At 67.7% G+C, this 15197-nt stretch carries 9 protein-coding genes; 5 read left to right on the top strand and 4 right to left on the bottom strand.

The genetic code is table 11. The features are described 5' to 3' along the window. The first annotated feature begins 52 nt into the window (after positions 1-52). The 5 genes from ABIE65_RS15420 to bcsD are packed head-to-tail and all read left to right on the top strand — an operon-like array spanning position 53 to position 10978. The gene (locus ABIE65_RS15420; RefSeq protein ID WP_354078837.1) at positions 53-514 is read left to right on the top strand and encodes a hypothetical protein; all 462 of its coding nucleotides are present in this window, start codon (positions 53-55) and stop codon (positions 512-514) included. A 1-nt stretch (position 515) separates the two neighbouring features. Beyond that, positions 516-1316, top strand: a complete 801-nt coding sequence (gene bcsQ / locus ABIE65_RS15415) for a cellulose biosynthesis protein BcsQ (protein WP_354078835.1) — start codon at positions 516-518, stop codon at positions 1314-1316. Continuing rightward, positions 1313-6115: a UDP-forming cellulose synthase catalytic subunit gene (gene bcsA, locus ABIE65_RS15410; RefSeq protein ID WP_354078833.1), complete on the top strand. Its 4803-nt coding sequence runs from the start codon at positions 1313-1315 to the stop codon at positions 6113-6115. The genes bcsQ and bcsA overlap by 4 nt, the downstream gene beginning before the upstream one ends. 28 nt (positions 6116-6143) lie before the next feature. Further along, on the top strand, positions 6144-10481 hold the full coding sequence (locus ABIE65_RS15405; RefSeq protein ID WP_354078831.1) for a cellulose biosynthesis protein BcsC: 4338 nt from the start codon (positions 6144-6146) through the stop codon (positions 10479-10481). Between the two features lie 29 nt (positions 10482-10510). After that, positions 10511-10978 (top strand): cellulose biosynthesis protein BcsD, encoded by a 468-nt coding sequence (gene bcsD, locus ABIE65_RS15400; RefSeq protein ID WP_354078829.1) that lies wholly within the window; start codon positions 10511-10513, stop codon positions 10976-10978. A gap of 83 nt (positions 10979-11061) precedes the next feature. Here the strand turns inward: bcsD and ABIE65_RS15395 are convergent, their stop codons facing one another. From ABIE65_RS15395 to coaBC, 4 genes are all read right to left on the bottom strand, one after another. After that, positions 11062-12120 carry an acyl-CoA dehydrogenase family protein gene (locus tag ABIE65_RS15395; protein WP_354078827.1) on the bottom strand — a complete coding sequence of 353 codons (1059 nt, stop codon included), beginning with the start codon at positions 12118-12120 and terminating at the stop codon, positions 11062-11064. 37 nt (positions 12121-12157) lie between these two features. Further along, positions 12158-13318 carry an acyl-CoA dehydrogenase family protein gene (locus ABIE65_RS15390; RefSeq protein ID WP_354078825.1) on the bottom strand — a complete coding sequence of 387 codons (1161 nt, stop codon included), beginning with the start codon at positions 13316-13318 and terminating at the stop codon, positions 12158-12160. A gap of 103 nt (positions 13319-13421) precedes the next feature. Then, complete coding sequence (gene dut / locus ABIE65_RS15385; RefSeq protein WP_354078824.1) at positions 13422-13874, bottom strand: dUTP diphosphatase; 453 nt, start codon at positions 13872-13874, stop codon at positions 13422-13424. Continuing rightward, positions 13871-15085, bottom strand: a complete 1215-nt coding sequence (coaBC, locus tag ABIE65_RS15380) for a bifunctional phosphopantothenoylcysteine decarboxylase/phosphopantothenate--cysteine ligase CoaBC (protein ID WP_354078822.1) — start codon at positions 15083-15085, stop codon at positions 13871-13873. The genes dut and coaBC overlap by 4 nt, the downstream gene beginning before the upstream one ends. Between the last annotated feature and the right edge of the window lie 112 nt (positions 15086-15197).

Here is a 15197-nt window from a genome sequence, read left to right as displayed (position 1 = left end):
GATCCAGGCTGCGGGTCATCGCGTGACGACGGCGACGATGGGGACGGTGGGGATGAAGAAGGCTTCGGACATAGAGCGGATGCTGGCGCATATCGGAGATCCCGACATGCGCTACATCGAGTTCGAGACGCCGCAGGAGGAGGTGCGCGCCCGCGCAGACTGGTCCCTCCTCGATTCGGCCACCGGCGGCCAACGGCAGCGTTCCGGTGCGTCGCAGCCCGTGCCGGCTGCGGCGGGCAGCGTTGCCCCAGGTATTGCCACGAGTGGCGTCGTTCCGCCTGCGTCCCCGACCGGGGCCACGTCGCCGCGTCCGCCCTATGTCGAACGCGAGCTGACGCCGGCCGAGGTTCCGGAAGAGCCCCATCCGCAGCAGACGGGTGAAGCGCGCGGGCAGCTGCAACGCGTATTCGCGAAGCTTCGCGGCGACACGCCGCCCGAGCCGGTTCGTCAGGAGCCTCCGCCTGCCCGGGCGCGGGAGACGCCGCTGTCACAGATCTTCAAGCGCCTGTCCTGACATGCCGTTGATCAGCGTCGCGTCCCCGAAGGGAGGAGTGGGGAAGACGACCCTCACGGCGAACCTGGGCTACGAGCTCCAGCGTATCGGCTGGCAGGTTCTCGTGGTCGACCTGGATTCCCAGAACGCGCTGCGCCTCCACTATGCGATGCCGCTCGGCGATGGCCGCGGCCTGGCCGTGGAATCGGTCCGCAATCGTCCGTGGGAAGACCTGATCTTCGAAACGGCCTCCGGCGTTCTGCTCCTCCCTTTCGGTGCGATCGACAATCACGCCGCGCAGCGCCTCATGACCTTCGTCCGCGGCGATCCGGATTGGTTGCGCGCGCGGCTCGCGCCATTCCTGGCGGCGCCGGACGTACTGATCCTCGTCGATCTGCCGCCCGGCCGATCGGCGTTTCTCGAACAATTATCTGCACTTGCGGACGTGAATTTGGCGGTTATGCTCGCCGACGCGACGTCCGTTGCAATTCTCCCTAAATTGGAGTCGGGAGAGTTCTTCGAGGACGCCCGGGGGGAGTGGGGCACCGAGAACGTTTTCTACGCTCTGAACCAGGTGGATATCCGCAGGCGGCTGAGGCGTGACGTCCTCACCGTCCTTCGCAGCCGCATCGGGGATCGGCTCGCGGGGGTGATCTATCGGGATGAGGCCGTCCAGGAAGCGATCGGAAAGCAACGGCTCGTTGCCGAATTCGCGCCGGACAGCAAGGCCGCCTACGACATGGCAGATCTGGCGAGGCGGCTTGACGACATCCTTGCGGACGAGACGACCGCTGTAGGGGGATTGAGGATGGCGGCGCGGTGACCGACGAAGACAGGGTGGGGCGCGGCGGTGGCGGTGCCGGCGGCAGCAAGCTGATCGCCACGATCGGGATCATCCTCGCGATGATCCCGCTGGCGCTTGTGGTCGTGGCCGATCTCGACCTCGAGTCGCAGGCAATCTTCGCAGGCGTCTGCCTCCTGCTGCTCTTCATCCTCAGCCGGTTCGAGGGGCGCGGAATCACGCTGGTCCTCGTGATCCTCTCGATCACCGTGTCGAGCCGCTACATCTGGTGGCGCTTTACGGATACGCTCGTCTTCGAGACCTGGATCGAGGCCGTGCTCGGCGCCGGCCTGCTCGCTGCGGAAATGTATGCCTGGATCGTGCTGATCCTCGGCTACCTGCAGACGGCCTGGCCACTCGAACGCAAGCCCGAGCCCCTGCCGGAAGATACGTCGCTGTGGCCGACGGTCGACCTCTACGTCCCGACGTACAACGAGCCGCTCGCCCTGGTGCGGATCACCGTGCTCGGCGCGATGAGCATCGACTATCCGAGCGACAAGCTGCGGGTGTGGCTCCTCGACGACGGCCGCCGCGAGGAGTTCCGTCAGTTCGCCGAGGAGGCCGGCTGCGGCTACATCACGCGCGACAACAACGCTCACGCCAAGGCGGGCAACCTCAACAACGCGCTGAAGCATACCGACGGCGAACTGATCGCCATCTTCGACTCGGATCATGTGCCGACCCGGGCTTTCCTGCAGATGACGGTCGGCTGGTTCCTGCGCGACCGGAAGCTGGCCGTCGTCCAGACGCCGCATCACTTCTATTCGCCCGACCCGTTCGAGCGGAACCTTGCCAGCGGCTACTCGATTCCGAACGAGGGCCAGCTTTTTTACGGCCTGATCCAGGAAGGCAACGACTTCTGGAACGCCGCATTCTTCTGCGGTTCCTGCGCGGTGATCCGGCGCGAGGCGCTGGAGGCGATCGGCGGGTTCGCGGTCGAGACGGTGACCGAGGACGCGCACACGGCGCTGAAGATGCACCGGGCCGGCTTTACATCGGCCTACCTGCGGCTGCCGATGGCGGCCGGCTTGGCGACCGAGCGGCTCGCGCTGCACATGGGCCAGCGGATGCGCTGGGCACGCGGCATGACCCAGATCTTCCGCCTGGACAATCCGCTGCTCGGCCGGGGCCTGAAGCTGCCGCAACGGCTCTGTTACCTCAACGCGATGTTCCATTTCTTCTTCGCGTTGCCGCGTTTCGTGTTCCTCACCGCGCCGCTCGCGTATCTGCTCTTCAAACAGAACATCATCGGCGCATCGGCGCTGGGCGTGCTGGCCTATGCCGGGCCTCACCTGGTGCACGCGGTCGTGACCAATTCGCGGATCGTCTCGAAGTACCGACACTCCTTCTGGGGCGAGATCTACGAAAGCGTCCTGACATTCTATCTGCTGAAGCCGACGCTCGTGACACTGTTCAACCCGCGCCGGGGTTCGTTCAACGTCACCGAGAAGGGCGGCCTTCTGCCCGACAGTTATTTCGACACGCGCGTCGTCCGGCCGCAGCTCATCCTGATCGCATTGCTGACGTTCGCGAGCGTGATCGGCCTGCTGCGCTACATCTTCGAGAACCTCTCCGACAGCGAGATGCAGGTGCTCGCGCTCAACATGGCGTGGGCGCTGTTCAACCTGCTGACGCTCGGTGCCGCGGTCGCGGTGGCGCGGGAGGCACGACAGGTGCGGAGCAACGTGCGTCTCAAGGTAAGACTGCCGGGGGTGATCTATCTCCCGGATGGACGGACCGTCATGTCGACGTCGGAAGACATCTCGATGGGCGGCGCGTTCTTCCGGGTTCGTAATCCGAATGGTTTCGGCCCGGACGACAGGGTCGACGTCGAGCTTCCCGCCGGTCGGGAATCCGTCGTCGTTCCGGCGCGCGTCGTCAGTTGGGAGGGGGAGGACTTGCGTCTTATGTTCGAACTGGAGACGATCGCGGACCAACGTCGCCTCGTGCGGGCGATCTTCGGACGGGCGGATGCTTGGCTCGACTGGGACGGCCACTCCGCCGACCGGCCGTTGCGAGCGGCTCGCTCGATCGTCACCACGATCCTCGGCGCGTTCTACGGGCGGCGCGTCCGGCCCGTCGCACGACAGGAAGGTAGGCGTCGTCCAGACCAAGCCGCGGCAAGCCGCAGCAATTCCTTCTTCAAGCGGCGTCGGCGCGGCTCCGCGCCGGCAATGCTCGCGGTGGCGGGGATCGTCGGCTCGCTCGCCTTCGGCTGGGCATCCGGTGCCGATGCGCAGAGCCAGCGCCCCGAGCCCTATGGCAGCCCTACGGGGCAGGCGGCACAGCGGCAGATGCCGCCGACGACCTCCGCGCCGATGCCGGCGCCGCGTCCGGGCACGGTGGAACGGCAGGGATACCAGCCGACGCCGGCGCAACTCGCCAACGAGCGTGCCAATTCCCCCGTCGCTCTCGACGGCTCGGAAGGCGTTCCCGGTCACAACGGCGTGCCGGGCCAGCCAAGGCCGTCCGCGACCCAGCCGGAGCGCAACGCCCGCGGATTTGCCAACGGACGGACCCAAGCGGGCCCGGCCGGCGCACCCAGCATCTACCTGCCCGATCCGGCGGTCGGCCGGGCTCTCACCACGAGCACGGCGACGGCAACGGACCTCGTGCGGCTGCCCGTGCCGGACACGGCAGGTGCGCGCTCCGACACGATCACCCTGCGCGACCTCGGCGAGCAGGCGCCGATCCTCCTGCGGGGCGTCGATGACGACGCCGGCCGCAAATTCGCGGTGCGCCGCGACGAGGTCGTGACGGCGGCACAGGTCAACCTGAACATGGCCTATTCGCCGGCGCTGATCCCGGAACTGAGCCATCTCCATGTCTTCGTGAACCAGGAACTGATCGGCTCGATTCAGTTGGTCAAGGAGATGTCCGAGAGCCGGACGGTCCAGCTGCCGGCGAACCCGGTGCTGTTCCGCGAGGACAACGAGATCCTCTTCAAGTTCGTCGGGCACTACACCCTGGGCTGCGAAGATCCCTATCACAGCACTCTGTGGGGCCGTGTCAGCGACACGACGTCCATCGAGATGGTCAAGGAGCGCCTGCCGCTGCGGCCGGACCTGTCGCTGCTGCCGCTGCCCTTCTTCGACCGCCGCGACATCAATCCGCTGGCGCTGCCGTTCGTGCTTCCCGCCGGTGCGAGCCAGACGATGCTGCAGGCCGCAGGGTCGGTGGCAGGCTATTTCGGCGACCTCGCGTCCTATCGCGGCGCGAAGTTCCCGGTCAGCTTCGGCGACGTCCCGAACAGCAACGCCGTCATCTTCGCAACCGCGGACGCCCGTCCCTCCGGCCTCACGCTGCCGCAGGTTCAGGGGCCAACCCTGGCCATCGTGGCCAACCCTTACAACGAACTGAGCCGGCTCCTGCTCGTCATGGGCCGGAACGACGACGAACTGCAGGCGGCGGCGCGCACACTGGCGCTCGGTGCGGCGGGACTCTCGGGTCCGACGGCCGTTGTCGGCATGCCGCAGATGCCGGAGCGCCAGCCGTTCGACGCCCCCGCGTGGCTACCGACGAACCGGCCGGTGCGGATGGGCGAGCTGATCGCCGAGCCGACCGAACTGATGGGCCGCGGCGTGTTCCCCGGCCTCCTCACGGTCAACTTCCAGACGGCGCCGGGCTTCTTCGCCTGGCGCGAGGCGGGGATCCCGCTTCGCGTCAAGTACCGCTATCCGTCGGCCCAGTGGATCAACTGGCGCGACTCGCGGCTCGACGTCCTGATCAACGACTACTACCTCAAGAGCCTTCCGCTTGAGGAGAACCGCACGCTGGAGACGATCCGGGATGCGGTGACGGGGATGAATTTCACCGTCAACGAAGGCTTGGTGAACATTCCCCCCTATCTCATCTCGGGGCAGAACCAGCTTCAGTACTTCTTCGACCTGAAGCCCTACATTCCGGGCTACTGCGAAGGCCAGCCGCCCGAGAACATCCTGACCGCGATCGATCCCGATACGACGATCGACTTCTCCAATACGATCCGCTACGCGCCGCTGCCGAATCTCTCCTTCTTCGTGAACTCCGGTTATCCGTTCACGCGGATGGCGGACCTGTCCGAGACGGCGGTGGTGATGCCCCCGCGCCCGGCAGCGGCCGAAATCGAGGCCTATCTAAACCTGATGGGTCTGATGGGTGACGCGACGGGGTATCCCGGGACCAAGCATGTCGTCGTCGGGCCGGGTCAGGTGGACCAGGTGGCGGATCGCGACCTGCTGGTCATCGGGACCTACGAGGACCAGCCGCTGCTGGCGGAATGGTCGAAGGACAGCCCGTTCCAGGTCGACCAGGGTCGCCTGCGCGTGCGGCTCGCGGCTACCTCGAGCCGGTTCGAGGCCATCGTCGGCGGTTCGCCGCAGGGTGAGCAGGAGCGGCGTCTCGCGGACGAGTTGCTGACCTCGAGCGGCGAGGACATGGCCAACCTCGTCAGCTTTGAGTCGCCGCTGAACGACGGCCGGACGGTGGTGGCCGCGGCTGCGCAATCCCCCGCCGGTCTCGTGCGGCTGACGACAGCGGTGAAGTCGCCGGATCTGGCGCCGTCGGTCCAGGGCGACCTCGTCGTACTGAAGGGCAACGAGATCACCAGCTTCCGGGTGGGTGAGCAGTACACGCGCGAGACCGAGGACCTTCCGATCACGACGAAGGTCAAGTGGTACTTCGCGGACAAGCCGCTCCTGTTGGTGGCTTTGCTCGCGCTCGGCGTCATCCTCATCGCGTGGCTGCTCTTCTCGCTCCTGAAGAAGCTGGCTTCGATGCGGGTGCGGCGGCGGTCGGCCTGAGCGCTGGTGGGGTAGGGAGGACGCCGGAATGAGTAAGCGTGTCGGTTTCGGTATGGGGTTGTTGCTGACCACGGCGTTGGTCCCCTGCGCCGCCCTTGCAGGGCAGTGGACGGCGGTGAGCGGGGACGTACCCGCCGCCACCGGCGTCGACATCGCCCAGGCGACGCCACGCGCCGCGAACTGGAGCAGCGTCGCCCAGGCCGCGCCGTCGTCCGGTGGCTGGACGAACATCGCCCAGGCTCCGGCGCCGACGCCGGTAGCGGTCGGGGCTACGGGCAGTGGGCCGGCCGCGGCACCGGGGCAGGCGGAACCGCCAGCGACCGGATCCGCGGCCGAGAAGGTGCTGCTGGAGCGCGGGCGCTACTGGAAGAGCCGCAACCGCCCCGAGCTCGCCATGGAGGCGTTCGAGCGCCTGTTGCGGAGCAGCCCCACCCACCGCGAAGGCCTCCTCGAGCTCGGAATGCTGAAGGCCGAGCAGGGCGACATAGAGGGTGCGCGCCAGCTGTTGAGTCGCCTGCGCGCGGCCCATCCGCAGGCCGGCACGCAGATCACGCGCCTGGAGCAGGCGGTGCGGCGCGGCCAGGTCAGCCCCGCCGATGTCGCGCAGGCGCGCCAGCTGGCCGAAACCGGCCAGTACGACCGGGCAGCCCGCCAATACGAGCAGGCGTTCCGCGGCGACCCGACCGGCCCGTACGCGCTCGAATACTACCAGACCCTCGCCGGTTCGCCGGGCGGGTTCGACCGGGCGCGCAGCGGGCTGGAAGAGATCGTCAAGAGCACGAACGATCCGCGCGCGCGTCTCGCCCTGGCACGGGTGCTGACCTATCGCGAGTCGACGCGCCGCGAGGGCATAAAGCGGCTGGAGGAGCTCTCGCGGACGCCGGCCGTCGCGACCGATGCGGCCGCGGCGTGGCGACAGGCTGTGCTCTGGCTTTCGCTCGACGGGCGAGACCGGTCCTATTACCAAGCCTACCTCAACCGCTATCCCAACGACCGCGACGTCCAGGCGCGCCTGAGCGGCACGCGGACGCGCACAGCCACGGCTTCCGCACCCTCCGGCCCGCCGCCGTCCGTCCGCCGTCGGATGCAGGGCTTCGACGAGCTCAATCAGGGCGATCTGGCCGACGCCGAGGCGCGCTTCCAGGAGGCACTTCGCCTGAACCGCGGCGATTCCGACGCTCTTGCCGGACTCGGCATCGTCAGGTTGCGGCAAGAGCGCTTCAGCGAGGCATCGGAGCTTCTCGGCCGTGCCGTGAACAGCTCGCGCGCGACGCGCCAGCGCTACGGACAGGCTTACGAGAGCGCGCGCTTCTGGGCCGGAATGGAGCAGTCCGAGGCGGCGATGACAGCCGGCCGGTTGGACGAGGCCGAGCGGATCCTGACCGGCCTGGCACGCGGCAATTCGAGCGATGCGAGCGAGGCCCGGCGTGCGCTGGCCGATGTCCTGGTGCGTCAGGGCAAGGACGATGCGGCCGAACGCGAGTACCAGGCTGTCCTGCAGCGTGATCCGAACGACGTTCAGGCGATCAGCGGCCTGTTCAATCTCTATGTGGCTCAGAATCGCACGGATGCGGCGCTCGCGCTGTCGTCGCGGCTCGACCGTACGAACGTCGGCAGTGCGGGGCTCGGTGCCGAAGGCCGTGCCGAGGTCCTGCGGATGCAGGCCAAGCAGTACGAACTTGCGGGAGAGGGCGACGCGGCGTTCCGCATCTACCAGGATGCGGTCGTATCGGACCCGTCAAACCCCTGGGTGCGGCTCGATTTCGCCCGCTTCCTGGCACGCCAGGGCGAGCGAGGCCAGGCGCGCGAGATGGTGCAGTCGATGGTCGACGCGCCGGGTACGACCCCGGCGGCGCTGCATGCGGCCGCCATCTGGTACGACGAACAGGAGATGTCGACGGAGGCGATCTACGCCCTCGACCGCGTCCCCGTCGCAAGCCAGACCTCCGCGATGCGCGATCTGCGCTACCGGACATACATGAAGGCGCAGATCAACCGGGCGAAGGCCTTCGCCGAGGCCGGCCTGCCGCGCGAGTCGCAGCGGATCCTGGACGAGCTCTACCGCCTGCCGCCCCAGACCGTCGACAAGACGGCACGCGTCGCCAGCGCTATGGCGGATGTCGGGGACAGCCGGCGTGCACTCGCGATCCTCCGGCCGCACGTCTCGGGTGGCAACGCGAAGCCGGAGACGCAGCTTCAGTATGTGAACGTCCTGCTCAAGTCGGGCCAGGAGGCCGAAGCCGCCGCCTGGATCCGCTCGCTCGAGCAGAACGCGACGATGACGGCGCGGGAACGTCGCGAGCTCGCCGGCAAGTCGGCGGACCTGGCGGTGATGCAGGCAGACCGTGCGCGCGAGGCGGGCGCCTATGCCGACGCCTACGACATCCTCTATCCGCATCTCGCCCAGGATCCGAACAATGTGAACCTGCTGATGGCGTTGGGGCGGGTCTACGGGACAGCGGGCTATACCGAAGAGGCGCGGTCGGTCTATTCGACGGCGTTGGAGCTGAACCCGACCGACCTGAACGTGATCCGTGGGGCCGTCGGCGCCGCGATCGCGTCGCGCGACCATGATTACGCGACCAGCCTCCTGGGGCGGGCGTTGGAATGGTATCCGCGCGAGCCCCGCCTCTATTACCTCGTCGGAGAAGTGGCGCGCTCCGAGGGGGATATGGCAACGGCGCGTAAGTCGCTGGAGACGGCACGGGCACTGCGCGAACAGGAGATCGCCGCGGCGACCACCTCGATGGCCTCGCCGGCGGGCCGGGTGCCGTTGCCGAACAATCCGTTCCGCACCCTCTCGCCCGCCGTGCCGACTGCGGGCAACGCCAATCCGTTCCGCCCTGCGGGTGCAGGACGTAATCCCTTCTCGCGTCCCCAGGCGGCGCTTCCGGCGGAAGCCGGGCCGCAGACGGCATCCAGCGCGAAGCCCGTGCAGATCGCCTCGGCCGATCCGCGGGTGGATCTGGCCTACGTGCTTCCGCCGCCGCCGTCGGTTTCGGGACGCACGCCCAACACCAGTGCCGACCCGGCGATGCCGCCCTACCTGCAGAGCCAGGGGAGCTATCCGGCGGCCTATGTCCCGTACGTGCCGCCGACTGGCAGCTATGGCGCTCCCGCGCCTGCCGCCCGGCAGGCGCAGGCCCGCCCGCCGCAGACCTATCCCTCGCCGGCGGGCGACGGCTACGTGCCGCCGTTCATCGATCCGGCCTCGCGGGTGCAGCGGCAACCCGACAATCTGATGAGCGACATCCAGACCAGCCTCGCCCAGATCCGGCGTGAGACTGGGCCGTCCTTCGAAGGCGGGATTCGCTTCCGCGGCCGCGACGGCGACAGCGGCCTGGATCGGCTGACCGACATACAGGCGCCGATGAAGGCGACCTTCTCCCCCGGGGCGGGGCGACTGACCGCGACGCTGACGCCGACCTACCTGAATGCGGGCAACGTCAGCAGCGGCGATCTCGACCGCTTTGGCCTCAATCCCCTGCTGCCTCTGCTCGATCCGGGCAAACAGGACGCCGCGGGTGTCGGCGTCAACGTCGGCTACGGGATCGATGCGTTCTCGGTCGACCTCGGCGTCACTCCGCTCGGCTTCGACCTGATCAACCCGGTCGGCGGCGTAAGCTTTGCGCCGATGTTGGACCAGAATATCGGCCTGAAGTTCACGCTCGAGCAGCGCGCCGTGACCGACAGCCTTCTGTCCTATGCGGGCGCCGAAGACGCGAGGACCGAGGATCTCACCTGGGGTGGCGTGACCCGGAGGGGCGGTCGGGTGGAGTTGAACTATGACGACGGCGCCGTCGGCGCCTATGTCAACGGTGCCTACTACAAGCTGCAGGGCGAGGACACCGAGACGAACGACATGTTCGAGATGAATCTCGGCGCCTATTACCGGTTCATCCAGCGCCGGGACGAGGAACTGAAGGTCGGGGGTAGCCTGAGCTACTTCACCTACGACAAGAATCTGCGTTACTTCACGATGGGACACGGCGGTTACTTCAGTCCGCAGAGCTACGTGTCCTTCTCGGTGCCGGCGGAGTACATCGCACGGCGGGATCGTGTCACCTACATGATTGGCGGTGCCATTGGCATCCAGGATTGGGAGGAAGACGCGACGCCGGTGTTCCCGCACGACAGCGGCGCCCAGGCTGCGCTCGAGGATCGGGCACGGACCGATGCGAGTGCGATCACGACCTATGCCGCCGAGGACGACACCGGCATCGGTCTGAACGTCCGCGGCCAGATCGAGTATGAGGTCAACCGTCAGACGTCGATCGGCGCAGCCGCGAGCATGGACAGTGCGGCCGACTGGTTCGAGGCGACCGGCCTGATCTATCTGCGTCACACGCTCGGCGGGGATCGCTGAGAATCCGTACGCCGGGGGGAAGCCGATCTATGACCGACGTGCAGTCAAGCCTTCACTATTACGGCCAGCGGAGCTGCGCCGAGCAATGGCGCGCCTTTCTGACCGAGATGGTGGCGGAGTTCTACGATCAGGTCGAAGCATCCGCCGCCGAGGACTTCCTGTTCCGTGTCGGCACACGCGTGGCACGGTCGCTGCCCCTGCCGGACTGCACGTCGCTGCCGGATCTGGTTTCCGAGATCAACCGGGTCCTGTGGCAGATCGATTGGGGATGGGTCGAGATCGAGGAGGCGGGGCCGCATCTGAAGGTTGTCCACGGCGCCTATCCGATGGTCCCGATGTACCAGAACGCTCCGGACACTTGGTTCGTACCGGTTCTGGAAGGTCTCTATACCGAGTGGCTGAACGCATTGGGCGGACGCGGCCTGCGCGCGCGGCATGCCGAACTGCCGGACTCACCGTACAAGCCGATCGTGATGCTCTACGGCCGGCACGGCTGATCTCACTGCATCCGTCGGCGAAGAGAAAGGGCGCCGCTCCCGGCCGGGAGCGGCGCCCTCGTCATTTCAGCCCGGAGCGGTGATCAGGCCCCGGTAATGAACGGCCACAGATCGTCGGCGCCGCGCTTCGCCACCAGGTGGCCCAGGCGGATCGACCACTGTGCCTCGTTGCCGAACTCGTCGCGCCATGCCCAAAGCCGGCGGGTGGCGTGATGCAGCGAGTGTTCGTAGGTGAAGCCCATCGCGCCGTGCACCTGATGGGCGATCGCCGACCCGGTGCTCGCGGCTTCGCCCACCCGGATCTTTGCGGTCGCGATGTCGGCGACGTCCGCATCGTCGAAGGCGCCACGCGCCACGGCTTCTGCCGCGGCATCGGCTGCGGCACCCGCGGCAGCGACTTCGCCGGCCAACTCGGCCAGCGAATGCTGGATGGCCTGGAACTTGCCGATGGGGCGGCCGAACTGCACGCGCTCGGTCGCGTACTGCACCGACTGGTCCAGAATTTTCTGCAGGGCACCGGCCATCTGCACCGATCGCATGGCGGCACCGACCATGGCGAGGCGCGTCTCGTCCAGTCCGGCTGGTGCGGGCGAGACCTTCAGCGGCGTCACCCCGTCGAACGAGACATCGTCGCGCGGTTCGCCGGCGAGGCTGACGCCGTGGGCGATCGCGCAGTCGGCCGCCGCGACCAGTGCAACCTTCGGCGTGCCGCCGTCGCGGACGATCAGGGCGATGTGCTTGGCGGAGCGCGCGAAGGGCAGGTGACGCGCGCTGCCCGTCAGCTTGCCGCCGTTGAGGTCGATCGATGCGTCGGCGTAGACAGGTCCGGCCGTCATCGGTCCGGCGGGAACGTTCATTCCGGCCTGGCCGAGCAGCCACCCGGCGAGCAACGTCTCGGCGAGCGGGACAGGGGCCGTGAACAGCCCGGCCACTTTCAGCACGGCGAACCCGTCCGATACCTCGGCCCCGGCACCGCCAAGTTCGTCGGAGACCCAGGTCAGCGTCAGGCCGGACTCTTCGAGGGCATCCCACAACCCCCCGGGCCATTTCCCCGCCTCAGCGTCATTGATGATGCTCGGCGTGGACAGGTCCTGCAGGAGCTTGGTGGCCGTATCGACGATAAGATTGTCGCTGTCGTTCATCTGTCTTCTTTCGACTTATTCGTTGATCGGCGCCGTATCAGCGCAGGCCGAGTTCGCGGGCGACGATGCCCTTGAGGACTTCGTTCGTGCCACCGCGGATGGTCGCGGATGGAACGTGCAGGATGCCGTCGCGCAGGACGGACGCATAGGCGTCCGGAGACTGGCCGGCCGGGCGGTACGGGATGTGCTGACGCATGTCTTCCAACACGGTCCGCTCGTACCGGGTGCCCACCTCCTTGACGAGTGCCGCGGCGGCGACGGGGGATTCTCCCGCCTGCAGCAGGCCGTTTACGCCGAGCGACATGCGCCGCAGTGCCTTCAGTTGGGCCACCAGCCTGCCGATGCTGCCGGCAGCGCCGTCGTTCGGCATTTCGCCGATCTCGCGCAGGCCTTCGCGCAGGACGACGAAGCTGCTGAGGAAGCGTTCCGGGCCGCTGCGTTCGAAGGCGAGTTCGCTGACCACCTGCTTCCAGCCGTCGCCGATGTTGCCGACGACCATCGAGTCCGGCACGAACACGTCCTCGAACAGGACCTCATTGAAATGCGCTTCGCCCGCGATGTTGCTGATCGGGCGGATCGAGATGCCCTTGCTCTTCAGGTCGATCAGGAACTGGCTGAGGCCGTCGTGGCGGGCCGTGTCGTCGCGCGGCGACGTACGGATCAGGGCGATCATGTAGTCGCAGAGGTGCGCGCCGCTGGTCCAGATCTTCCGACCGGTGACCAGCCAGCCGCCATCGACCCGCTTGCCGCTCGACCGCAGCGAGGCGAGGTCGGACCCGGAGTCCGGTTCGCTCATGCCGATGCAGAAATAGCATTCGCCGCGGACGATGCGCGGCAGGATCGACTGCCGCTGCTCCTCGGTGCCGAAGCGAAGCAGGAGCGGACCGCTCTGGCGATCGGCGATCCAGTGCAGAGCGACCGGAGCGCCCGCCGACAGCAGTTCCTCGGTGACGACGTAGCGATCGAGCGCGGTCAGCTCATGGCCGCCATACTGCTTCGGCCACGTCATGCCCAACCAACCCTTGGCACCCAGCTTGCGGCTGAACTCGGCGGAGTAGCCCGACGTCCAGGAGTCCGCCATCGGGGTGAAGCCGCCGGAGGCGAGTTCTTCCGCCAGAAAAGCCCTGACGTCGGCGCGGAGTTGTTCCGCTTCGGGGCCCAGGTCGACTTTCGGAAAGCGGAAGCCAGTGGCTGCCATGCGCGGGTCTCCGGCGCTAAGGGGATATGTCCAGTCTTGGGCGGCGATTATGGTGCGGAAGCCGCGCGGTGCAAGCGCCTCAGGCGCTTTCTGCCGACGTAAGTCAGCGAAACCCGGTCGATCCGAAACCACCTTGGCCGCGCGGGGTTTCGTCGAGCGTTTCGGTCGCGACCCACCGGACATGGGAAACGGGAGCCACGACGAGTTGAGCGATGCGCATTCCCCGGTCGATGGTGCACGCCGTCTCGCCGAAATTCGCGAGAATGACGCCGATCTCGCCCCGATAGTCGGCGTCGATCGTGCCCGGGCTGTTCAGCACCGTGACCCCGTGTCGCAGCGCAAGGCCGGAGCGCGGCCGAACCTGAGCCTCATAGCCTTCGGGGAGGGCGATGCGAAGTCCCGTGGGGATCAGCGCCCGCGCGCCGGGCGCGAGATGGACGGGAGCGTCGACGGCCGCGAGAAGATCCATGCCGGCCGCCTGCGGCGTCGCATAGGCCGGCAGGGGCAGGTCGCGCGCATGGTCCAGCCTTTCGACCTCGACGGCGACCGGCGTCACGCCGGCCTGCCGAAGGCGGCCGCGATACGCTCCGCCAAGCGTCCGGCGACCGCTTCCTTCGACATGGTCGGCCAGTCCTCGACGGTTTCGGCGGTGATCAGATGGATGGTGTTGCTGGCGCCGCCGAAGGTGCCCGTACCCGGCGCGACGTCGTTGGCGAGGATCCAGTCGCAGCCCTTCCGCGCGCGCTTCGCCTGGGCATAGGCGACGACGTTCTCCGTCTCCGCGGCGAACCCGACGACCAGGCGCGGGCGTCGGTTCTCCGCCTGCGACAGGCTGGCGAGGATGTCCGGGTTCTCGGTCAGGGCGAGCGGTGCAGGGGCATCGCCGTTCTTCTTCATTTTCTGGCCGGCGGCCTCTGCCGGCCGCCAGTCGGCAACGGCGGCGGCGCAGACGGCGATGTCGGCCGGCAGTGCGGTGAAACAGGCGTCGCGCATCTCGCGTGCGGACTCGATGTGGATCACCCTCACGCCCTGAGGATCGGGTTCCCGGCTGGGTCCGGAGACCAGAACCGTCTCCGCGCCGAGTTTCGCCAGCGCCGCAGCGATGGCGTGGCCCTGCTTGCCCGAGGATCGGTTCGCGATGTAGCGGACCGGATCGATCGCCTCCCATGTCGGTCCGCTGGTCACGATCGCCCGGCGCCCGGAGAGGGGGCGGGGGCCAGCGGACGCGTCGAAGAAGGATTCCACGGCCCGGACGATGTCCATCACCTCGGCGAGGCGGCCGGAACCGACTTCGCCGCAGGCGAGGTCGCCGGAGCCCGGCCCCACGCGCAGCACGCCACGCTTCTCCAGCGTCGCCAGATTGGCCTGCGTCGCGAGGTGGCCCCACATCATGACATTCATCGAGGGGGCGACCATCACCGGCTTGTCGGTGGCGAGCAGGGCCGTTGTCGCCAGGTCGTCGCAGATGCCGGCTGCCATCCTGGCCATGATGTCGGCGGTGGCCGGCGCCACCAGGACCAAGTCTGCTTCGCGCGACAGGCGGATATGGCCCATCTCGTTCTCGTCGGTCAGCGAGAACAGGTGCTGATAGACTTTCTCCTCGCTGAGCGCGGCGACGGCGAGCGGCGTGACGAATTCGGCACCACCCTTGGTGAGGATGCACCGCACCGACGCCCCGCGTTCGCGCAGGCGCCGTATCAGGTCGAGGCTCTTGTAAGCCGCGATGCCTCCGGCGATCACCAGGAGGATGCGCTTGCCTTCGAGCACGTGCGGTCTCCGACTGTTGGATGCGGCAAAGCTAGGCGTCCCGCGTCATTGCCGCAAGTCGGGCTTCCGGATGGGGCCCGGGGGTGGTTTGACTCCGGGGGCTGGCGGGGGC

Source organism: Constrictibacter sp. MBR-5, assembly GCF_040549485.1.
Lineage (GTDB): Bacteria > Pseudomonadota > Alphaproteobacteria > JAJUGE01 > JAJUGE01 > Constrictibacter.
The sequence above is the reverse complement of the archived record's forward strand: the minus strand, read 5'-3'. Positions and strand labels throughout refer to the sequence as shown.